The sequence below is a fragment of the Salinimicrobium tongyeongense genome, from assembly GCF_026109735.1.
GTDB classification, from domain to species: Bacteria; Bacteroidota; Bacteroidia; order Flavobacteriales; family Flavobacteriaceae; genus Salinimicrobium; species Salinimicrobium tongyeongense.
This window is the reverse complement of record NZ_CP069620.1, coordinates 711,559-733,036: the sequence shown is the minus strand read 5'-3', so window position 1 is coordinate 733,036 and position 21,478 is coordinate 711,559. Positions and strand designations below refer to the sequence as shown.

The following is a 21,478-nucleotide window of genomic DNA, read 5'->3' as shown; positions in this document are numbered from 1 at the left end:
TTGGGGACAAGAAAATAGGAGGGGAGCGTTAACGTACTAATTTACTGTGAATTAAGTATATTTTTTAGGGGTTTTTGGCAAGAGTTAGAATTATCGGGTAAATAGTTGATATTTAACTATTATTAGATAATTTTAACTTATTCTGTGTAAGAAAAGTATGTAGAAATTTAGAGGCTGTGCAAGCTGATGCATAGCAGGAATAAAAAAAGCCGCCAAAAAAGGCATTTTTTTGGCGGCTTTTTGATGGCATATTCTTCCTATTCTCCCAGGAATGGATACCTGTAATCTGTAGGGGGAACAAATGTTTCCTTAATGGTTCTTGGCGAAATCCATCGATAAAGGTTCAGGATTGAACCGGCTTTGTCATTAGTTCCACTACCACGCGCACCTCCAAAAGGTTGTTGTCCAACCACGGCACCGGTAGGTTTGTCGTTGATATAGAAGTTTCCGGCAGCATTTTGTAAAGCTTTTGTAGCTTCGGCAGCTGCGTAACGGTCTTGAGAAAGAATAGCTCCGGTAAGGGCATATTCATTGTCATCTACCAACTTCAGGGTGTCATTCCACTTTTCATCTTCGTAGAGATACACAGTCACTACAGGTCCAAACAACTCGGTGCACATTGTGCTGTATTTAGGATCATTAGTAAGAATAACAGTAGGTTCAACAAACCATCCTTTAGATTTGTCGTAATTTCCGCCCACTACGATTTCTGCATCACTGTCATTTTTGGCGGCATCAATGAATTTGGCCAGTTTATCAAATGAAGCTTCGTGAATCACTGCTGTAATGAAGTTGCTCATATCTTCGGGAGATCCCATTTTGAAAGACTTTACATCTTCAACTACATAAGATTTCACTTCTTCCCACATGCTCTTTGGAAGATACACTCTTGAAGCAGCGCTACATTTTTGCCCCTGGAATTCGAATGCCCCACGCGAAATTGCGGTTGCAACCTGCTTTGGTTTTGCACTTGGGTGGGCGATGATGAAATCTTTACCGCCGGTTTCACCTACAATTCGAGGGTAAGATCTGTAGTTATGTATATTTTCTCCTATTTGTTTCCAAAGGTTCTTGAACACCGTGGTGCTTCCGGTAAAATGAAGTCCGGCAAAATCCCTGTTCTCAAGAATAGTGTCAGAGATCATTTTTGGATCTCCCATCACCATGTTGATTACTCCGTCCGGCAGTCCTGCTTCTTTAAAAACTTCCATGATCACCCGGGCCGAATACACCTGCGAGTCACTTGGCTTCCAAACGGCAACATTTCCCATTAAAGCAGGGGCCGAAGGCAGGTTACCGGCAATAGCCGTAAAGTTGAACGGGGTTACCGCATACACAAAACCTTCAAGCGGGCGGTATTCAAGCCGGTTCCAGGCTTCCGAAGAAGACTCTGGCTGCTCTTCGTAAATGCGGGTCATGTACTCCACGTTAAAACGCAGAAAATCTATAAGCTCACAGGCCGAATCAATTTCAGCCTGAAAAATATTTTTTGACTGCCCAATCATGGTAGCAGCATTGATCTTGTAACGGTAAGGCCCGGCAATAAGTTCGGCAGCTTTCAAAAATACGGCAGCCCTTTGTTCCCATTCAAGGTTTGCCCATTTTTCGCGGGCTTCAAGAGCAGATTTTATGGCCTTTTCCACATGCTCTTTTGAAGCTTTATGGTAGTCGCCAAGGTGATGTTGATGGTCGTGCGGCGGATTCATTGGGGCTGTATCTCCCGTCTTGATCTCTTCGCCACCAATATAAAGTGGAACCTCTACCTTGCTGTTGTACAATTCTTTATAAGCCTTTAAAACGGCATCTCTTTCGGGTGTTCCCGGGGCATATGACTTTACGGGTTCATTTACTGCCTGCGGAACCTGGAATACACCTTTTCCCATAGTGTTGTAATAATTTTTTTTGATTTCTAAAATGTGTGGTCGTAAAGGTAAAAAATTTAAAAGAACTTTGCTTCATCCATTTTTTTCTGAAATTTACTCAAGATCAGCAGCTAAAAGGTAAAGAATCTTAATTTTTTCATAATGTGCACGGTGACTATTCTGCCTCTAAAAGGCCAAAATTCGTTCGTTCTTACCTCCAACCGCGATGAAGCCCCGGGCAGGAAAACCCTGCCGCCAAAGCTGTACAATGTTAAAGGCTTAAAAATGGCATTTCCAAAAGATGTTTTGGCCGGCGGCACCTGGCTGGGTTTAAGTGAACAGAAGCGGGTAATTTGTCTGCTGAATGGTGCCTTTAAAAAGCATGAACGAAAACTGCCTTACGGCAAAAGCAGGGGAGTGGTAGTAAAAGATCTTCTGGCTGCTGAAGATTTTACTGAAGCTGTTGAAAAATACGACCTTTCTGAAGTTGAACCTTTCACCATTGTAGCAGCCGACTGGCAAAAAGAGCTCTTTTTTGCTGAATTTGTTTGGGATGGCACTAAAAAACACTATAAAAAGTTACCCCTGAAGCCTCACATCTGGTCATCTAGCCCGCTGTACACTTCAGAAATGAAAGAACTACGGGAAGAATGGTTTTTAAAACTTCAGCAGGAACAGGCACTCACTCCCAAAACGCTCCTGAATTTCCACTTTTCAGCAGGAAAAGGAGACAGTGACAAAGGGGTGATTATAGACCGGGGTTTTGTGAAGACCAAAAGTATCTCCCAAATTGCCATTTTTGAAGGGAAAGGATTTTTTTATTACAAAGACCTGGAGGCGATGGAGGAATCCAGGCTCGATTTAGAGGTTTAGTGGCAGGTTGCACAGCTCCCTGTGACGGTTGCTCGTTACGCGTTGCCGGTTTCGGCTTGCGGTTTTTTGGGTGTCAAAAAAGGTATTTTGAGAAATTTATTTTTTTGAACCTTGAACCTTAAACCTTGAACCCAAAATTAATTCAGTGCAAAAGGGGCACTTAGCTTAAAAGATGGAATGGCAACCCTGAACTTCCTGGAGGAGGTAAAGTTGATCATGCTGTAAAAGCCGCTCATGGCTCCAAAGGGGGAGGTGAGTAAGCATCCGCTTTTGTAGGTGTGGGATTCTCCCGGTTTTAAAACTGGCTTTTTCCCAATAACGCCTTCTCCTTCCACGATTTCAGTGCGGTTGAGGGCATCTTTTATCTTCCAGAACCTGGAGCTTAGTTGCACGGAATCCTTGCTTTGATTTTCTATGGTTACCTGATAGCCAAAGGCAAAGTGGACCCGGTAATTTTTATAAAAGGTCCCTTCAAAATTTGTTTCTATAGAGATTTTTATGCCTCTGGTAATTTGTTGAATCATGCTAGTAGATCGCAAATGAAGCCAGCACCGAAAATATGAATGCTAATAAGGCTAAAGTAAAGAATATAATATTTATTATAATAAACTTTATCAACGTTTTAACTCTTCCCTGCCCGTAGAATTTTCTAAAAGCTTTATAGAGGTAAAAAGCGAAGATGAGCATGGCAGCATCGGTGGCAATTTTACTGCTGAAGAGGGTATTTATTCCCACTGCTATCCCAAACAGCACAAACCAGGTGGTTTGGTTGTGGAAGGTAAAGATGAGATGTTCCATGTAGGTGAAGGGCCTTCGCAAATAAAGCAGCCAGATAAAGAGGGCAAACACCGGCAGGTAAAAGAAAATGATGAACGGCAGCTTGCTGTAAAAATAGTTCCAGAACAGGTTAGCGTCTGAACTGAAAATTTTAAAGTTCACGGTTTTCCTGTAAAACCATTGATTGAAACGGGAATTGGAGTAGTTGAGGCTGTCTAGAGCAACTTCGGAATTTCTCATCCCGGTAGCTTCGTAATGATCTGAAAATACCTGCCATTGCTTTATTCGGGCATTAAAAAAGCTCATGGTGTCCAGGTCTTTTTCCGCAATATATTCATGGGTTGAGACGCTGTCGTTGGAAGGAAGAAAGGCTTCTAAGGGCTGATTTTCTATACCCTGGGCGGTTAAAATGGAATCAACTTCCCTTTGTTCTGCAGCATTGCCATCGAGGTTGAGGTTCACGGGGGATTCAATTTCGTGGGTGACACTCCAAAGCAGGAAAAAAATGATGGATGCGCTAAGGTAGAACCGGTAAGGGTTGGCATAACGCACCCTTTTTCCCTGAATGTAATCTTTAGAAATTTTCCCGGGTTTAAAAAGCAGGGCTCCCAGCGTTCTGTAAAACCGGGAATCATAAGCAAAAATTCCGGCAAAAAATTCGTTGAAAAAATCGTTAAATGACAGCTTTTTGGTGCTGTTAAGCTGGCTGCAATTTGGACAGAACTGGTCGCTTATATCAAGAGGGTGATGGCAGTTTAGGCATTCTGTGCTGCGGTACTTCAGTTTGTGCCGCTCCTTGTAGATCTTTGGTAAATTTTGACCCTCGTTCATGAGAAACTATGCAGATGACTTAATTGCTGATGTTTAATGAGGTAGCTGAGCCCATTCCTATAACCCTGGTAAACCTTCCGCCGGGAGGCAGGTAATAGATCAGCACGGTATAATTGTTCTCTGTGCTAACAAAATTTCCGCTTATAAAACCTTCATCAAGAATGCCATCCTTCCGAAGAAATACATATTTATAATCGTAGTATCCCTGTTTGAAGAGACGTGCCGTTTCATAAGCACCGGTGTTGGGGTTGTATTCGAGCTTTGTACTTTCATCAAGCACAAAATTATTGAATTCGCCGTAAAGGTGTACCTCGCCACCTTCCAGAGGTTGGGGTGCCGCTAGGGCAAAATGGGTCCACACATAACCGGCCTCAATATCGTCTTCAAGCGCTTCAAATTTGTTTACCAGGAACTTTCCGTTAATATCCGGATTGTAAGTATAGGGTTGGAATGCCCTTATGGGATCCTGAAAAAGGTAGTGATGGTACAAATCGTTCAGCTCAATGTATCTTATCTTAACTGTGGCGGCCCTAAGATCTTTACTGTCAAAGCTAAGGTATTCGTTGCCGGCCCAGAAAGAGGTGAGGTCATCGTACTTGTAAATGAGGCTAGTGCCAATGTGGTACTGCGGGCGTATGTTATAAATGGCGGTCTTGAGATTGTTGTTTTGCAAAATAACCGCCCAAACCGATTGTTGTGGGTTGCGAATGATGAACTCGGGAGAGTCTACTTCAAAATTCACCACCTGTTTGGTCTGGATATTTCTTACTTCACCAGCCTTTCTCACTGTCACCTGTACCCTTGTTAGGGGCTCGTAAACAATGAATTTTCGGGAGAACACCAGCTCCTTATTGTCGTTAAATATCTTGATGAGATAGTTGCCGCTAACTTTGAGCGCGCGGGTGTTGTCGTTGGGAATGCGCAACTCGTAATGCGAGTAAAGCTGGAGCGTGTTGAACGAGTTCTCGTAATTGGTGATGCGCACATTGTCAAAACCTTCCAGATATTCATTTTTAAGTAATTCTGAAGGTGTCCAATCGTAGTTAAAATGCTCAATGGTGTAGTAATAATTGGCCTCATCCCCCACGAGATCGTCAAAGGTGAGCAGCAGTGGCTCGCCCAGTTGCACGATGGGAACTCCGCTGTAATCACCGGCGCCCGTGAAGATAACGGTACGTATGTAATTGGGCGGTGCGGTTTCTACGTTTTGTGCAGCAGAAAAAAATCCGAAGAGGAGAAATATAGAGAGGGGTAAAATTGACTTCATGCACCAAAAATAAATTTAAATATACTCAAAAACTGATTAGTATCATTATTTGTTCATTTTAACAAATTCTAAGGGGAATTTATTCGTTTTATATTGGGATTTGTGGGTCGGAAATGAGTAAATTTGCCCGATTTTAAATGAAATTTAACACTTCGTCCTATGTCCAACGACATTAGAATTAAAAGAGGGCTTACGCTTCGCCTTAAGGGTGAGGCCGACAAAACCCTTGTTGACGCACCCCGCTCCAAAACCTATGCTGTAAAACCACCCGATTTTCATTCGGTAATACCAAAGATGGTGGTGAAAGAGGGTGCAAAAGTAAAGGTGGGTGATGAACTTTTCTTTTCTAAATACACCGATCAAATTCGTTTCACTTCTCCTGTTAGTGGTACTGTAAAGGAGATTGTAAGAGGAGAGAAGCGCCGCATTCTTGAGGTGGTCATCGAGGCCGATGCTTCGGATGAATTCCGGGAATTTGGAACACTCGATCCGTTAAATGCTGATGCTGAAGCCGTAAAGAACCGCATCCTCGAAAGTGGGAGCTGGGCTTTTATGAATCAGCGGCCTTACGATATCCCGGCAGACCCGGCAGATACCCCAAAAGCTATCTTTGTTTCGGCAATGAACACTGCGCCGCTTTCTGCAGATGTGGAGTTTATTCTGAAAGATCGCCTAGAGGCTTTCCAGGCAGGGCTTAATGCGCTAACCAGGTTAACTCCCGGGAAGGTGCATGTTTCTGTAGATGGAAAAGGCAGTGGGGCTTTAAAGGGTCTCAAAAATGTTGAAATTCACAATGTTTTTGGTCCGCACCCGGCAGCCAATGTTGGGGTGCAAATCCATAAGATCGACCCAATCAACATGGGCGATCGCGTATGGACTGTCAAGCCTGAAGATGTTGCCAATATTGGGGATCTTTTTCTTACAGGTAAATTTACTCCCGTACGCACAGTAGCTGTTTGTGGAAGTGAGGCAAAAGACAGAAAGTATTTTAAAGCCAGAATTGGGGCTGCTGTAAAAGATTTTACAGGTTTGGTAGATGAGAAGAATGTAAGGGTGATCTCGGGAGATGTTCTTACAGGAGAGCAGGTGAATACCGGGCAGTATATCGGCTTTTTCCCAAATGAGCTCACTTTGATACCTGAGGGTAACAAATACCGCATGTTTGGATGGTTGCCGTTCACTTACAATAACATTCCTTCTAACTCCCGTACTTCCCTAAGCTGGATGTTCCCGAATAAGAAATTCGAAGTGAACACCAACCTGCACGGAGAAGAGAGGGCACTGGTAGTTACGGGTGAGATGGAAGAAGTGATGCCAATGGATATTTTCCCTATGCAGCTGTTAAAAGCCTGTATGGCGGCAGATATTGAAAAAATGGAAAATCTTGGGATCTATGAAGTGGCTCCCGAAGATTTTGCACTTGTAGATTATGTGAACACTTCAAAATTAGAGGCGCAAGAAATAATACGCTTAGGGCTGGATCTCATGATCACCGAAGTTGGATAAACTGTTTACTATGGAATGGATTAGACAAAAATTAGATAAATTTAAGGAGCCCTTTGCTAAGGGTAAAAAACTTGAAAAGTATTCTCCTGCCATTAACGCGCTGGATACTTTTCTCTTTACTCCAAATCACACTACAAGAAAAGGTGCCCATGTTAGGGATGCGGTAGATTTAAAGAGGGTGATGATCACTGTGGTGATCGCCCTGCTGCCTGTACTGCTCTTTAGTATGTGGAACGTGGGTTATCAGTACCTCAAACAAATTCAGCCTGAAGTTGACTTCTGGGATGCATTTGGTCACGGGGCACTTGAAATACTGCCAATGATTGTGGTCTCTTATGCGGTAGGGCTTGGAATTGAGTTTGCTTTTGCCATTTTTAGAGGGCACGAGGTGAACGAAGGTTACCTGGTAACGGGGCTTTTAATTCCGATGATCATGCCTGTAGGTCTTCCGCTTTGGATGCTGGCAATTTCGGTAGTTTTTGCTGTAATTATTGGAAAAGAAGCTTTTGGGGGAACCGGGATGAATATCCTTAACCCCGCCCTTACAGCACGGGCTTTTGCCTTCTTTGCGTATCCTACTTATATGTCGGGTAACCAGGTGTGGGTAATGAACGCTTCCCAGGTAGACGGGGTTTCGGGAGAAACGATTTTAGGAACCCTTGCTGCCGGTCAGCCGGTTGAGTATACCACAATGGATATGTTCTGGGGAATGATCCCTGGTTCAGTTTCTGAGACTTCAGCAGCATTGTGTCTTTTAGGAGCTCTCTTCCTCATATTCACTAAAGTGGGTAGCTGGAGGATCATGCTAAGTGCAGTGTTGGGAGCTTCAGTAATGGGCTTGATCTTTAACGCTCTTCCAGCTATGGGGCTTGAAGGGAATGCTCTTACCAACTTCCCATGGTACAATCACCTGGTAGCCGGAGGGCTGGCTTTCGGGATTGTTTATATGGCAACCGATCCTGTTTCGGCGGCACAAACCTACAAAGGGAAGTGGATCTATGGATTCCTGATCGGTTTCTTGTCGGTGATGATCAGGGTATTCAACCCTGCATATCCTGAAGGAGTGATGCTGGCAATTCTTTTAATGAACGTATTTGCTCCAACTATAGATCACTACGTGATTCAGGGTAACATCAAACGCCGTGTGAAAAGAAAAGCAGCAGGTATTAACAAACAAGTTGAAACTGTAGTATAGTTATGGAAGAGAAAACAGTAAATAAAACGAACACCAATTCGTACACGTTCATTTTTGCCATCGTTATGGTTGTGGTAGTAGGGGTTGTTCTGGCTTTTGCAGCTACTTCGTTGCAGCCAAGGCAGTATGAGAACATGCGTCAGGAAAAGATGCAGAACATCCTGGCTACAGTGGGTGTTGAAACCGACAGGGCCGGAGCCGAAGCTTTATTTGAGCAGTATATTAAAGAACAGCTTGTTCTTAATAATGAAGGCCAGGAAAAAGAAGGAGTGAATGCTTTTGATGTAGATCTTGCCAAAGAGCTTAAAAAGGTTGATACAGAGCAAAACTTCCCGCTATATATAGCCGAGGTTGACGGTGAAACTTATTACATTATTCCGCTAAGAGGAGCGGGGCTTTGGAATGCCATTTTTGGATATATTTCTTTAAAGGATGATGTAAATACCATTAAAGGTGCCGTATTTGATCACCTGGGAGAAACTCCGGGACTTGGTGCCGAGATCACCCAGGAATGGTTTAGAGAGCGCTTTACCGATGAGAAGATCTTTGATGAGAATGGAGAACTTATAGGAGTGTCTGTTGTGAAAGGTAACAGCAGTTCTTCTAAAGATGATAATAAGGTTGATGCAATTTCTGGAGCAACTATTACCGGAGACGGGGTTTCAGATATGATTTCTGAAAGGCTTCAGCATTACCTGCCCTATTTCAAGAGCAAAACAGAGTTAAACGTTGCAAGTAATTTATAGTTATGGCACAGGAGACAAAAAATAAACCTGAGCAAATTGCTGAGGTAGACAATGAAAATAAGAAAGACGCAATGATCCTTTTCCTTTCTGATTCCGAGGAAAAAGAGCATTTTTTATCAAGGGCCAACAGGAAGTTACTTACAGATCCTCTTGATGATGATAACCCTATTACCGTTCAGGTTTTGGGTATTTGTTCGGCTCTTGCGATCACCGTGCAGCTGGAACCTGCAATTGTTATGGCAATTGCGGTTATGGCGGTTATGGCTTTTAGTAACATGATCATTTCGGCACTTAGAAACCTTATTCCAAACAGGATCAGGATTATCGTTCAGCTTGTGGTAGTAGCTTCGCTGGTGGCGCTTGTAGACCAGGTGCTTAGGGCCTATGCCTACGATGTGAGTAAACAGCTGTCGGTATTTATTGGTCTTATTATTACCAACTGTATCGTGATGGGGCGGCTTGAAGCCTTTGCCCTTGGTAACGGGGTGTATAAATCTTTTCTTGATGGAATAGGAAATGCTGCCGGATATGGTTTGATCCTTATCATTGTAGCTTTCTTCCGCGAGCTTCTTGGAGCAGGTAAGCTTTTTGGCTATGAGATCCTTGGGCACAAAGGAGCTACCCTGGCAGAATCTACTGGGTTTTATGCTCTTGGATATGAAAACAACGGTTTAATGCTCCTTTCTCCTATGGCACTTATAGTGGTGGGGATCATCATCTGGGTACAACGCTCAAGAAACCGTAAACTAATAGAAGCCTAATCTATAACCTCAAAAAATTCGACTATGGATTATATAAATTTATTCGTACGAAGCATCTTCATTGAGAACATGATCTTTGCATACTTCCTTGGGATGTGTTCGTACCTCGCAGTTTCCAAGACCGTAAAAACAGGGGTTGGATTAGGTGCAGCGGTAATTTTCGTTTTGACCATGACCGTGCCTATTAACTTTTTACTCGATAAATATCTTCTAAGACCCGGTGCACTTTCCTGGTTGAACGAAGAATATGCAACCATCGACCTGAGTTTCCTTAGTTTCATAATGTTCATCGCCGTTATTGCCGCTATGGTTCAGCTCGTAGAAATGGTGGTTGAGAAGTTTGCTCCCGCGCTTTATGGTGCCCTGGGGATCTTCCTTCCGCTTATCGCGGTAAACTGTGCCATCCTGGGAGGGGCACTGTTCATGCAGCAAAAAGATTTTTCAGGTCTTGGGGAAGCTGTAACTTATGGTTTTGGAAGTGGAATTGGCTGGTTCCTCGCCATTCTGGGTATTGCAGCCATTCGTGAAAAAATCGCTTATTCAAACGTTCCTGCGCCGCTCAAAGGTTTGGGGATCACTTTTATAATCACCGGACTTATGGCTCTTGGATTCATGAGTTTCATGGGAATCAAAATATAGAGAGAAAGCAATGGAAGTAATTATAGCAAGTGTTATTGTATTCTTAGTCCTTATCTTAATCCTGGTTGCTGTTCTATTGGGAGCAAAAGCCAAGTTAATACCATCGGGACCTGTAAAGATCAATATTAACAACGAAAAAGATATTGAAGTAGGATCTGGAGGTACGCTTCTGTCTACTTTGGGTGAAAACAAACTTTTCCTCCCTTCTGCCTGTGGTGGAGGTGGTACCTGTATTCAGTGTAAATGTATTGTTGCTGAAGGTGGCGGAACTATCCTGCCTACTGAAGAACCTCACTTTACACGTAAAGAGATTGCCGATGGATGGCGTCTTGGGTGCCAGGTAAAGGTAAAGCAGGATATGAAGATCACCATTCCCGAAGAAGTATTCGGAATTAAGAAATGGGAGGCTACCGTAGTGAGCAACTACAACGTGGCATCGTTCATTAAGGAATTTGTTGTGGAAATTCCTGAAGATATGGATTACAAGGCTGGAGGATATATCCAGATCGAAATCCCAAAATGCGAGGTCAAGTATGAAGATATGGATATTACCGCGCATCCTGAAGAACACCCAGGAGAACCTGATAAATTTAAACTTGAGTGGGATAAATTCAATCTTTGGCCACTTGTAATGAAGAACCCCGAAGTAGTTGAAAGAGCCTATTCCATGGCTTCTTACCCTGCCGAAGGAAGAAGGATCATGCTTAACGTTCGTGTTGCCACCCCGCCATGGGATCGTGCCAAGAACGACTGGATGACCGTAAACCCTGGTATAGCTTCTTCTTACATCTTCAATCAGAAAAAAGGAGATAAAGTCACTATTTCAGGACCTTATGGAGAATTCTTTATCAACCACAGCGACGCAGAAATGCTTTACGTTGGTGGGGGAGCAGGAATGGCGCCAATGCGTTCGCATTTGTACCACCTTTTCAGAACCCTTAAGACCGGAAGAAAAGTAACTTACTGGTACGGTGGGCGTTCTAAAAGGGAGTTGTTCTATACTGAACATTTTAGGGCTCTTGAAAGAGACTTCCCTAACTTCAAATTCTACATCGCACTTTCTGAACCTCTTGAAGAAGACAACTGGAAAGTAAAAGATGGAATTGAGGGAGAAGGAGACGGTTTTGTAGGATTTATTCACCAGGTGGTTATTGATAACTACCTTAGCCTGCACGATGAACCGGAAGAAATTGAATTCTATTTCTGTGGACCTCCGCTAATGAACAAGGCTGTAGAGAAAATGGCCGAAGATTTTGGAGTGCCACCAGAAAACGTGAGATTTGATGACTTTGGAGGATAATCTGAAGAAGTTAAAATGATAAAAAACAGCTGCCTATTGGTGGCTGTTTTTGATTTGGACACATTATATTAAGCTGAATTAACTAATTTTGAATCATGTCACAATTAACCGATCAGGAACTGCATAACCTTGCAATGAACATTGTGGGTAAAGATCTGGAAGAACAGGGATATGAATTTCTGGGTGTCAATAGTGATTTTAAAAAGGACCCTCAGTTCGTGGCTTTAAGGAATAAAAAGTTGCATTTCGTTGTAGTGCGGGCAATAGAATATCCACACGATCCGCGAGATATTGATATGATCTTTTTGGAAACTGTAAAAGAGCAGGCTTTAAAATTTAATGCCCGCACTTTTTATGCCGGCGTGGGGCTCGCAAATTCCAAAGACTATGAATTGCCCGTTATGAGGTCAGAAGATTATGTAGTTAATTACCCCGGATTAAAAGAAATCTAAAAATGACATTTTTAAGACCTGCTATCAGATTGCTGTTGTTGTGTTCCCTGGTTGTTTCATGTTCACAAGCAGATGAAGAAAGGAATGCGTATGGAGAAGCCCTGGGCACTACCTATTCAATAAGCTATTATTCTGAAGATGAAATACCGCTTGAGAAAGCTCTCGATTCCATTTTTGAACGGGTGAACCAGTCCATGAGCACCTACAGGGAATCTTCAGATATTTCGAGGATAAACAGGGGAGACAGCCTGGTAGAGGTAGACACTCTTTTTCAGAATGTATTTAAACTCTCAAAAGAGGTGTGGCGCCAAAGTAACGGGTACTTTGATCCTACCGTGGGCGACCTTGTGAATCAATATGGATTTGGCCCCGAAAATGGCCCTAAAGAAATAGACTCGGTCACCATAGATTCCCTTATGCAATTTGTGGGTTTTGAAAAGCTGGAATTGAACGACAACCTGCTTATCAAAGATACTCCCAACATATACCTCGATTTTAACGCTATTGCCAAAGGTTACGCCATTGATCTTGTGGGATATTACCTCGATTCAAAGAATGTGGATAACTACCTTATTGAGCTGGGGGGAGAACTTCTTGCTAAAGGAATGAACGTACAAAAAGGGGCGTACTGGACCGTGGGGATTGATGACCCTATGCAGGAAGTAGGGCAAAGGGAACTTACGGCAACCATTGAGCTGAGAAACCGCGCTATGGCGACTTCGGGAAACTACCGAAAACACCGTACAGATCCCGAAACAGGGGCTCATTACGTTCATACTATTAATCCGCTCACCGGCTTTGCCCAAAAAAGTGACCTGCTTAGCGTAACTGTTCTTGCTGAAAATTGTGCGTTGGCCGATGCCTATGCCACTGCTTTTATGGCTATGGGGTTTGACCTCTCAAAAATGGTACTTTCGCAGGAAAATAATTTAGATGCTTTCCTCATTTATTCTACTCTTGGAGGTGAAATGAAGGAATATGCCACCCCGGGTTTTGACGAGCTTATGAAAGATTTATAATTAAGCAATGAATGACTATTGAGTGGTTAGTATCAAAAAGAATAGGCAGGGTATCTTCCTAAGTTGTTCTCCAGGTAATTTCGAACAAATTTTTTTCCTATTCACTTAAAGCCTTAGGAAGGTCTTAAAGTTGGACTATGCAGAATAATTTTCATTCAATTTTTCTGAAATAATTATTCCTGATCCCCCATTAACCAATAACTGCTCACTTCTTTGCCACCGGAATGATCTCTCCCTTCGCCAGACGGTATTTATCTACCAGTTGTGGCTCCATTTGTGAAGTAAGATCTACCTCTTCTACCCTGAAGCCCACTTCTCTTAATTTGTTGAAGTAATCTCTTCCGTAAACCCTTACATGATCGTATTGCCCAAAGATCTTTGCTCGCAGGGCAGGGTCGGTAATTGAGTTGTCTTCAAATGTTTTTTCGCGATTTAGATCCTGCGGTATTTGCAGAATGGCAGTTCCGCCGGGGCTTAAAACCCTGAAAATTTCCTGCATGGCCTTTGTATCATCGGGGATGTGTTCCAGTACGTGATTGCACAAGATGAAATCAAAGCTGTTATCTTCAAAAGGGAGATTGCAAATATCGGCTTTTACGTCGGCCAGGGGAGAATTGAGGTCGGTTGTGGTGTACTTAATGTTTCCTAATTTCCTGAAACGCTTGTAAAATGCCTGTTCAGGAGCAAAATGCAGCACTTTATGCGGGGCGGTAAAGAAGGTGGTGTGCTCTTTCAGGTAAAGCCATAATAGCCGGTGCCGCTCCAGGGAAAGGGTAGAGGGTGAAAGCACATTCTCGCGTTGCTGCCCGTAGCCATAGGGCAAAAACTTTGAAAAACTTCGGCCGTCTATAGGGTCTGTGTATTTTCTTCCGCGAAGGCTAAGTACAAAAAGGGGTTTTACCGCATAACTAAGTCGGATAAGTACAGGCCGGGGAACCCTGTTCAGAAAAAACTTAAAAGCCTTTCCAATCATACCTTGATATCTCCCCAGTTTTCTCCCGATTTAATGCGGTAGAGCTGCATTTCTGAAACTCCGAATTGCTTTGCCAGCACCCTGATGCGGGTCTTTCGGTTGGGGTCGAGCAGTTTCTTCTTGAGCACGGTGGCCTGGGCATAACTTAGCTTAGAATAGCATTTAATGGTGCCCAGCTTTCGCTTCAGCTTATTTTCCTTTACCTGCGGGTTGTTCTGTTGATGCGCAACCCATTCTTTTTTTGTCACCCAGGCAAGGTTGCTAACCTTATTTTCTGTCTTATTGTAGTTCTTGTGGATTACATATTCGTCTCCTTCTTTCTTCGGAAGAAAGAGTTCGGCAACCACCCGGTGAATATAACAGGCTTGTTTTTTGCCATTTTTGAGGGTTGCCACAAAGGTGAGGAAGCCTTGGGACTTGCCACCTTTTAAAAGATCTCCGTCAGGATTTTTAACATAGCTCACCACCCTCCCGTAATTGGAAACAGCGTACTTAAAGCGCTCTTGCCATTTCTCTCTGGAATAGGGGAGCCATTTTTCCTGCCGAAAATTCTTAATCATGGAAATTGATTGTTTGTGCCCTGAATTCTTCTTCTTCGTTGCTTTCTATACCCAAGGCTTCATAAATGTAATGAAAAGTTGAGAGAAGTTCTGGTTTTCCGTCAATTAAAGCTACATCGTGTTCAAAATGTGCACTGGGCTTATTGTCGGCAGTGAGAATGGTCCAGCCGTCACGCAGTTGTTTAATGCGGTGGGTACCGGCGTTGATCATGGGTTCTATGGCCACTACCATGCCTTCAATGAATTTTTTTCCGCGGCCGCGTTTTCCGTAGTTTGGCATTTCGGGATCCTCGTGCATTTTAGACCCCAGCCCATGGCCCACCAATTCTCTTACCACTCCAAAACCGTTCTTTTCGGCATGTTGCTGAATGGCGTAACCTACATCCCCACGCGGTTGCCCAGTTTAAATTCCCTGATCCCTATATAGAGGGATTCTTTGGTCACATCCAGAAGTTTTTGGGTTTCCGGGTCTATTTCCCCCACGCCAAAGGTGTAAGCGTGATCGCCGTAAAAGCCATTTTTGTAAGCCCCGCAGTCAATAGAAATCACATCTCCTTCCTTTAGGGGCTCATTGTTGGGAATGCCGTGCACCACCTGTGCATTGGGGCTCATACATAAAGAATTCGGGAAGTCGTACATTCCAAGAAAACCCGGTTCTGCACCGTGGTCACGAATAAATTCTTCGGCCATTTTATCGAGCTGCAGGGTAGTGACGCCCGGTTTGACTTCAGAAGCCAGCATGCCCAGCGTTTTCGACACGATTAATGCGCTGTGGCGAATAAGTTCGATTTCCTCTCTGGTTCTTGGTATGATCATTATAGTTTTTTAAAAATTCTTAGCAATTTATTTTCTTTCTTCGGAAGCCCGGCTTCAACTTCAGAATTTTCTGAAAGCTGGTGATAGATCTCCCCCCATGGGGGGAGACCATTTATGTTGCGGTCGTCTATAAAGAGATCGGCCAAAATTTTGCGGCTCATGTGCCCTTCTTCAAATTCCTCTTCAGGATAACTCCTGTTCACTGCATAAAACCTGATGCCCTTGCTCTTGCAAAAATCTACGGCTTCCTGCAATTTCACCCCGCTCCTATAGGTCCAGAGTATAATTTGATGTCCTTCCTGCTGCAGTTTTTGTAGCGTTTCAAAAGCAAACAAAATGGGTTTGCCTATTTCAGGATAGCGGTTTTCCACCAATGTTCCATCAAAATCTACAGCTATGGTCAACATTTTGGGCATACGCAAAAATAATAATTTAATGGCTGTGAATACTACTCGTAAGAGTGGCTGTATTCCTGCCCCGAAACTATTTTTGCAATGTCATCTTCCAGTTCTTCCTGTGGGTATTCCACAAACCTCCCTGCTTCTTCGCCATCTTTTAAAAAGATTATCGTGGGTACGTAGGTAACATCATATTCCTCTTCCATTTTGTTGGGAAGGGTTTTGTCTTCCCTTACCGCCATCACCTGCAGCCTGTCTAAATCGTAATCGCTAAGCTCAAGCAGCTTGTAGAATTTTGGCACTTCCCGCTGGCTATCTGCACACCAGGTTCCCATGAACATTATGATGTCATACTCATTGATATTTTCCTTAATAGTGCTGAGTGCTTCCTCTCCCGGTTTATAGGATTGGTACATGGGATCAAACCAGGCAGAGAAAGGGGCTTGCTGTAAATCTTCCCGATTGATTTCTCCAATCAGGTTCCCTGTCTCTTCCTCCTGGGAAATTGGTGCTGTCGTCTCCTGTCCATTTTCGGCATTATTCGAATTTCCGCAATTGGCTGCTGTGATCAACAGCAATAAATAAAGGAATATCTTCATCTTTAAAAAAGTGGTTTTTGTGTCATTAATTCTGGTTGTTCAACGCTCATCAGCTTTAAGATCGTAGGAGCAATGTCTCCTAAAATGCCATCTTTAACTGCCTTTATATCTTTGTCTACAAGTACAAAAGGTACCGGGTTGGTGGTGTGTGCCGTATTTGGGCTGCCATCTTCATTGATCATGAATTCACTGTTCCCGTGGTCGGCAATCACCAGCACCGAATAATCGTTGGCTACTGCAGCATCCACTACTTTTTTGGCACATTCATCAACTGCTTCGCAGGCTTTCACTGCGGCTTCAAATACTCCGGTATGGCCTACCATATCTGGATTGGCAAAGTTAAGGCAAATGAAATCGGCCGACTTCTGGTTGATTTCAGGCACAATAGCATCGGTCAATTCATACGCGCTCATTTCAGGTTGCAGGTCGTAAGTTGCCACCTTGGGAGAATTGATCATAATGCGGCGCTCTTTGTGGAAAGGGTTTTCCCTTCCGCCAGAAAAGAAGAAGGTCACGTGTGGGTATTTTTCTGTTTCCGCAATCCTTATTTGTGATTTTCCGGCACGCTCAAGCACTTCGCCAAGCGTAGCTTTAATATCTTCTTTGCTGAAAACAACATGAACATTTCTAAATGTCTCATCGTAGCGGGTAATGGTCACAAAATACAGGGGTAAGGCTTTCATTTCCTGTTCCGGGAAATCCTGTTGTGTGAGTGCTGCTGTGAGTTGTCTTCCGCGGTCGGTTCTAAAGTTGAAGAAGATTACCACATCTTCTTCGGAAACTGTAGCCACAGGATTACCCTGGGCATCGGTCATGACAATTGGTTTAATGAATTCGTCGGTCACGCCTTCATTATAGCTTTGCTGAATAGCTTCCACAGCGTTTTGACAGGGTTCTCCTTTGCCATTCACTATGAGGGCATAGGCCAGTTTTGTGCGTTCCCAGCGTTTATCGCGGTCCATCGCATAATATCTTCCTATAACCGAAGCCAGTTTGCCGTTGGTTTTATGTAAATGATCTTCCAGCTCCTCGATAAAGCCTTTTCCCGAGTTGGGATCCACATCGCGGCCATCGGTAAAGGCATGCACATACTTTTTGGAAATGCCAAATTCCTCGGCAGCGGTAAGCAGGCCTTTGAGGTGGTTAATGTGTGAATGTACTCCGCCATCGCTCACAAGGCCCATAAAATGAATGGCTTTGTTATGGGTTTTTGCGTAGTTAAAAGCCTGTTCCAAAACCGGCTCTTTCCCAAGCGAATTATTCTGTACCGCCAGGTTGATCTTTGCCAGGTCCTGGTAAACTATTCGTCCGGCACCAAGGTTCATATGGCCAACCTCGCTGTTGCCCATTTGTCCTTCAGGTAAGCCAACGTTCATTCCGTCGGTGCGTAACTTGCTGTGAGGGTATTTATTATAAAGGGAATCAATAAAAGGTGTATTTGCCTTATCAACGGCCGAAGTGTTGGGGTCATTGCTGATCCCCCAGCCGTCCAGGATCATCAATATTACTTTTTTATTCATCGAATTAGGGAATTTTCACAAAGATACGAAATATGCATAGTAAGGAAAGCTTGTAAGGCTGTTATAATTAGCCCGAAAAGTAGAAAAACCCTGAAAAGCTTTTTTTAACACTTATAGGTTTTAATTACACAATATTATTAAGATTTTGCAGTTCTTATAAAAGGAGGAGGTGAATGTTAAAATGCTCATTATTACTGAATTAATTGATCATCTTCCCTTTTTGGTATGACCTTTGAAACATTATAGGTAACTAACTATTTAACAAAAAGATATGATAAACAAAACAACTGTATTTGCTCTTCTTCTTACCATAAGTGCCTCCTTCGCCTTTACCACCAATTCCTTAAATTCCGAAAAAGTTTTTGCTGAAAAAACTTCTGAAAAAGAAGTGGCTACCGTAAAAACCGAATTATCTGCCGAAGAAAAAATTGATCTTCTTTATGAGGAATTCGCCGCTGTTAATGCACAAATGCCTTCAAAAGTTTCTTTTGCCTATGCAATTACCGGGTATAACAAACTTGAAAACGAAGAAAAGATCGAAAACAGATTGTTGAGTATCGTAGATTTCAGCCTTCCTTCAACTGAAAAAAGGCTTTGGATCCTTGATATGGAAAACAATGAGATCCTTTACCACACTTACGTTTCGCACGGCAAGAATACCGGTGGGAATATGGCAACCAAATTTTCTAACACCCCTAATTCCCTGCAAAGTTCCCTCGGATTTTATGTTACCGCGGAAACTTACTACGGAAAAAACGGCCTTTCGCTTTTCATCGATGGGATGGAAGAAGACTTCAACTCAAATGCCCGTGAGCGCTATGTGGTGATTCACGGAGCAGATTACGCCAAAGAAGAAGCTATCAAAAGACTTGGCAGATTAGGCCGCAGCTACGGATGCCCGGCCGTGCCTACCGAAGTTTCCAAAGAGATCATCAATAAGATCAAAGGAGGGTCGGCCCTGTTCATTTACCACACGAATAAGGACTATATCTCTAACTCCACATATTTGAATTCCCGGTCTGTTTAAAAAGCTAGTCAGTTAATTTCGTGTAGATCTGTTCATCGAGATCGTACACGTCATTCAAGATAACAGTTTCATTTCCGGCCCGCCAGGCAGTCCAGTAAAAATGATGGACCTGGATGGGCCGGTTCACTTTTACAGTAGTGGTTTCCCCGGTTGCTATAATCTCCTGAATCTTTTCCTTTTGCCAGTCATCCTGGTTCTCTACCACGTAAGCAGCCAGATCAACAGCATTTTCAACCCTCACGCAACCCGAACTCTCTGCGCGCTGGGTTTGACTAAACAGGCTTTTGGCAGGAGTGTCGTGCAAATAGATAAGGTATTGGTTAGGGTACATGATTTTTACCCGCCCCAGCGGGTTGGCAGGGCCGGCACGTTGCGTTATATTGTAATTTAAGGCCTCATCGCTGCTCCAGTCAATTTTTGAAGGATCTACACGTTCCCCGCTGCGGTTGGTGATGATCATGTTGTTATCACTTAAATAAGAGCGGTTTGCTGCCATTTTTGGAAGTACATCCTGAGATTTGATCGTTGGCGGAACCGTCCAGGTAGGGTTGATCACCAGGTGGTCTATGGTGTCAGAAAAAATTGGAGTGGGGCGTTCTTTGGCTCCGGCAATTATATTGTGTTGCCTCACCGTGTCGCCATCCTTGATTACTGCAAGCTTAAAATTAGGGATATTGATAAGGATGTAATGCTCCCCCAGGTCTCGCGGGTACCAGCGCCACCTTTCGAGGTTTGCCAGTATTTGATGGTAAATTTCTTCGGGGCCTTTGTTCAGCTCATCAATGGTGGCATTACCTATAATCCCGTCGGTTTGTATACTTTTCTTTTGCTGAAATTTTCTCACTGCATCTGTCAAATCTTCAGAATAAGTTTGTCCTATTTCTGAAGTATCTGCTTTAAAGATCTCAAGCTCCTGAAGCCTTTGTGCTATGGCAGGAATTCGGGGATCTGTCTGCCCCGGCTCAATGAGCTCTCCGCGAGAGATCTTATTGATCTTTTTTTCCTGAGATTTCAGCTCCTTATAATCGGCCAGGCTTTTCTTCAGGCCTTCATATACGTGGTGATTGGGCTTCAGGCCTTCGAGAATTGAGCTTACTTCCTTCTGCTCAACAGCATCTTTCAAAAGTTTTTTGAAGTCTTTTTCTTTCCGGCTAATTCCCCAGAACTCGTGCAGCTTCTCCGGATCTAATTTTCCGAAGTATAAATGCCGCGCATAGGTGATAAACGCATCTGAAAGTAGCAGGTCGAGGCGGGCCGCCTGTTGCGAATTAAGATCGGGAATGGAGAGCAGGGAGTCAATCTCCTTTCCGTGATAATCTTTAAAATTAAGGCCTTCTTCATTGGCTTCCTGCAGGCTGTTATAGAGGGAATGGACGCTTTCGCCATCACGCCAAAGAGATTTATAAGCTCTTTCGCTGTATACCTCTTCCAAAAGTCCCCCCTCAAAAATGTCATTTTTGGAAGATATTTCTGTCTTAATGCCATCGGGTGAGGCTTCTGCAATTTTTTCCGAGGCCTTGTCAGACGAAGCCCTGTCTGCCGGGTTGTTTTTGTCGCCGGTACAGGCGCCAAGGCTTAAAAATAATATGGTTAAGGGTAGTAAAAAGCTCTTTTTCATAACTTAGTAGGTGTTTTGTACATCACAACATGCATGCACACGTTTGGGATCATAAAAGCAGGGCCGGTAGTTGTATATCCGTACTTTTTGTAGAAGGCAACGGCAGTTTCCCGGGCGTTGAACCACAATAAAATATCAGGATTTTTGCTCTTTAGGAGTTCTTCCCCTTTAAGCAGCAGTTTTTCACCCAGTTTTTTGTCCTGGTGGGAAGGCAAAACCGCCATTCCTCTAAGCTGGTACTGTATTGGGGTTTCAAAAATGGCATTTTTACGGGCTACAAAAGTGGCAACAGCTACTGGTTGTTCTTCCACAAAATATCCCAGGTGAATGCTGTCTTCTTCGAGATCGCCCTCAAAAAAGCACTCTTTTAAAGGTCGGCCGGGGCGTAGTACTTCCTGGCGGACCTTATAAGTCTCTTCGGCTAATATTTTCCGGATCATTTATCCTTCAGTAGCCTGTACCTCCCGGTACTCCTCATGCCTTTCAAACTGCTTGGCGGCATAGGCGCAAAGCGGATCAATTTTTAAATCCTTTTCTTTGGCGTAGTCTACGCTGTGCTTTACAAGGCTGCTGGCCAGGCCTTCTCCCGTGTATTTGGGATCGGTTTCGGTATGGTCAAGGGTCATTACATTGTTGTCCTGAAGCGTGTAGGTGAGTTCAGCAACTATATCCCCATCATCCTCAATGTAGAACATGCCTTTTCCATCTGTTTCTTTATGCTGAATATCTTTGTTCATAT

22 protein-coding genes and 1 pseudogene are annotated in these 21,478 nt (G+C 43.5%); 10 read left to right on the top strand and 13 right to left on the bottom strand.

Going from position 1 to position 21,478, the window contains the following annotated elements:
• Positions 1–257: 257 nt before the first annotated feature.
• On the bottom strand, positions 258–1,883 hold the full coding sequence (gene pruA, locus JRG66_RS03275) for an L-glutamate gamma-semialdehyde dehydrogenase (protein ID WP_265164319.1): 1,626 nt from the start codon (positions 1,881–1,883) through the stop codon (positions 258–260).
• Positions 1,884–2,024: 141 nt separating this feature from the next.
• On the opposite strand from pruA, the gene JRG66_RS03270 reads away from it, so the two are divergent.
• Entirely contained in the window at positions 2,025–2,735 is a 711-nt protein-coding gene (locus tag JRG66_RS03270; protein ID WP_265164318.1) for an NRDE family protein, read from the top strand.
• A 137-nt stretch (positions 2,736–2,872) separates the two neighbouring features.
• Here JRG66_RS03270 and apaG read toward each other — a convergent pair whose 3' ends face one another.
• The 3 genes from apaG to JRG66_RS03255 are packed head-to-tail and all read right to left on the bottom strand — an operon-like array spanning position 2,873 to position 5,610.
• Positions 2,873–3,259: a Co2+/Mg2+ efflux facilitator ApaG/CorD gene (apaG, locus tag JRG66_RS03265; protein WP_265164317.1), complete on the bottom strand. Its 387-nt coding sequence runs from the start codon at positions 3,257–3,259 to the stop codon at positions 2,873–2,875.
• 1 nt (position 3,260) lies between these two features.
• A complete protein-coding gene (locus JRG66_RS03260) occupies positions 3,261–4,343 on the bottom strand; it encodes a DUF3667 domain-containing protein (RefSeq protein ID WP_265164316.1) in 1,083 nt (360 codons plus the stop codon).
• Positions 4,344–4,362: 19 nt separating this feature from the next.
• Complete coding sequence (locus JRG66_RS03255; protein ID WP_265164315.1) at positions 4,363–5,610, bottom strand: type IX secretion system plug protein; 1,248 nt, start codon at positions 5,608–5,610, stop codon at positions 4,363–4,365.
• A gap of 159 nt (positions 5,611–5,769) precedes the next feature.
• Here JRG66_RS03255 and JRG66_RS03250 point away from each other — a divergent pair, with 159 nt between their 5' ends.
• The 8 genes from JRG66_RS03250 (at position 5,770) to JRG66_RS03215 (ending at position 13,228) form a co-directional block, all read left to right on the top strand.
• Positions 5,770–7,116, top strand: coding sequence for a Na(+)-translocating NADH-quinone reductase subunit A (locus JRG66_RS03250; protein ID WP_265164314.1), 1,347 nt, complete (start codon positions 5,770–5,772; stop codon positions 7,114–7,116).
• A 10-nt stretch (positions 7,117–7,126) separates the two neighbouring features.
• Positions 7,127–8,311 carry an NADH:ubiquinone reductase (Na(+)-transporting) subunit B gene (locus tag JRG66_RS03245; RefSeq protein ID WP_265164313.1) on the top strand — a complete coding sequence of 395 codons (1,185 nt, stop codon included), beginning with the start codon at positions 7,127–7,129 and terminating at the stop codon, positions 8,309–8,311.
• A 2-nt stretch (positions 8,312–8,313) separates the two neighbouring features.
• The gene (locus JRG66_RS03240) at positions 8,314–9,057 is read left to right on the top strand and encodes a Na(+)-translocating NADH-quinone reductase subunit C (RefSeq protein WP_265164312.1); all 744 of its coding nucleotides are present in this window, start codon (positions 8,314–8,316) and stop codon (positions 9,055–9,057) included.
• Between the two features lie 2 nt (positions 9,058–9,059).
• Positions 9,060–9,818 carry an NADH:ubiquinone reductase (Na(+)-transporting) subunit D gene (locus JRG66_RS03235; RefSeq protein ID WP_265164311.1) on the top strand — a complete coding sequence of 253 codons (759 nt, stop codon included), beginning with the start codon at positions 9,060–9,062 and terminating at the stop codon, positions 9,816–9,818.
• A 24-nt stretch (positions 9,819–9,842) separates the two neighbouring features.
• Entirely contained in the window at positions 9,843–10,457 is a 615-nt protein-coding gene (gene nqrE / locus JRG66_RS03230) for an NADH:ubiquinone reductase (Na(+)-transporting) subunit E (protein WP_265164310.1), read from the top strand.
• 10 nt (positions 10,458–10,467) lie between these two features.
• Complete coding sequence (nqrF, locus tag JRG66_RS03225; RefSeq protein ID WP_265164309.1) at positions 10,468–11,757, top strand: NADH:ubiquinone reductase (Na(+)-transporting) subunit F; 1,290 nt, start codon at positions 10,468–10,470, stop codon at positions 11,755–11,757.
• A gap of 95 nt (positions 11,758–11,852) precedes the next feature.
• Positions 11,853–12,209 carry a DUF8840 domain-containing protein gene (locus JRG66_RS03220; protein WP_371875325.1) on the top strand — a complete coding sequence of 119 codons (357 nt, stop codon included), beginning with the start codon at positions 11,853–11,855 and terminating at the stop codon, positions 12,207–12,209.
• Between the two features lie 2 nt (positions 12,210–12,211).
• On the top strand, positions 12,212–13,228 hold the full coding sequence (locus JRG66_RS03215; protein WP_265164308.1) for an FAD:protein FMN transferase: 1,017 nt from the start codon (positions 12,212–12,214) through the stop codon (positions 13,226–13,228).
• Between the two features lie 205 nt (positions 13,229–13,433).
• On the opposite strand, the gene JRG66_RS03210 is transcribed toward JRG66_RS03215, so the two are convergent.
• From JRG66_RS03210 to gpmI, 6 genes and pseudogenes are all read right to left on the bottom strand, one after another.
• A complete protein-coding gene (locus JRG66_RS03210) occupies positions 13,434–14,201 on the bottom strand; it encodes a class I SAM-dependent methyltransferase (protein ID WP_265164307.1) in 768 nt (255 codons plus the stop codon).
• Entirely contained in the window at positions 14,198–14,761 is a 564-nt protein-coding gene (locus JRG66_RS03205) for an HNH endonuclease signature motif containing protein (protein ID WP_265164306.1), read from the bottom strand. The genes JRG66_RS03210 and JRG66_RS03205 overlap by 4 nt, the downstream gene beginning before the upstream one ends.
• Positions 14,754–15,577, bottom strand: a pseudogene (gene map, locus JRG66_RS03200) (type I methionyl aminopeptidase). Before map ends, JRG66_RS03205 begins: the two are co-directional and overlap by 8 nt.
• Positions 15,577–15,993 carry a BT0820 family HAD-type phosphatase gene (locus JRG66_RS03195; protein ID WP_265164305.1) on the bottom strand — a complete coding sequence of 139 codons (417 nt, stop codon included), beginning with the start codon at positions 15,991–15,993 and terminating at the stop codon, positions 15,577–15,579. Before JRG66_RS03195 ends, map begins: the two are co-directional and overlap by 1 nt.
• A 32-nt stretch (positions 15,994–16,025) precedes the next feature.
• Positions 16,026–16,574 (bottom strand): TlpA family protein disulfide reductase, encoded by a 549-nt coding sequence (locus tag JRG66_RS03190; protein WP_265164304.1) that lies wholly within the window; start codon positions 16,572–16,574, stop codon positions 16,026–16,028.
• Between the two features lie 2 nt (positions 16,575–16,576).
• Complete coding sequence (gpmI, locus tag JRG66_RS03185; RefSeq protein WP_265164303.1) at positions 16,577–18,094, bottom strand: 2,3-bisphosphoglycerate-independent phosphoglycerate mutase; 1,518 nt, start codon at positions 18,092–18,094, stop codon at positions 16,577–16,579.
• A gap of 271 nt (positions 18,095–18,365) precedes the next feature.
• On the opposite strand from gpmI, the gene JRG66_RS03180 reads away from it, so the two are divergent.
• The gene (locus JRG66_RS03180; protein WP_265164302.1) at positions 18,366–19,121 is read left to right on the top strand and encodes a murein L,D-transpeptidase catalytic domain family protein; all 756 of its coding nucleotides are present in this window, start codon (positions 18,366–18,368) and stop codon (positions 19,119–19,121) included.
• Between the two features lie 4 nt (positions 19,122–19,125).
• Here JRG66_RS03180 and JRG66_RS03175 read toward each other — a convergent pair whose 3' ends face one another.
• Genes JRG66_RS03175 through JRG66_RS03165 form a run of 3 tightly spaced genes read right to left on the bottom strand, consistent with a single transcriptional unit; the run spans position 19,126 to position 21,476 of the window.
• Complete coding sequence (locus tag JRG66_RS03175; protein ID WP_265164301.1) at positions 19,126–20,739, bottom strand: L,D-transpeptidase family protein; 1,614 nt, start codon at positions 20,737–20,739, stop codon at positions 19,126–19,128.
• Positions 20,736–21,179, bottom strand: coding sequence for a GNAT family N-acetyltransferase (locus tag JRG66_RS03170; RefSeq protein ID WP_265164300.1), 444 nt, complete (start codon positions 21,177–21,179; stop codon positions 20,736–20,738). Before JRG66_RS03170 ends, JRG66_RS03175 begins: the two co-directional genes overlap by 4 nt.
• Positions 21,180–21,476, bottom strand: a complete 297-nt coding sequence (locus JRG66_RS03165; protein ID WP_265164299.1) for a GNAT family N-acetyltransferase — start codon at positions 21,474–21,476, stop codon at positions 21,180–21,182.
• Positions 21,477–21,478: the final 2 nt, after the last annotated feature.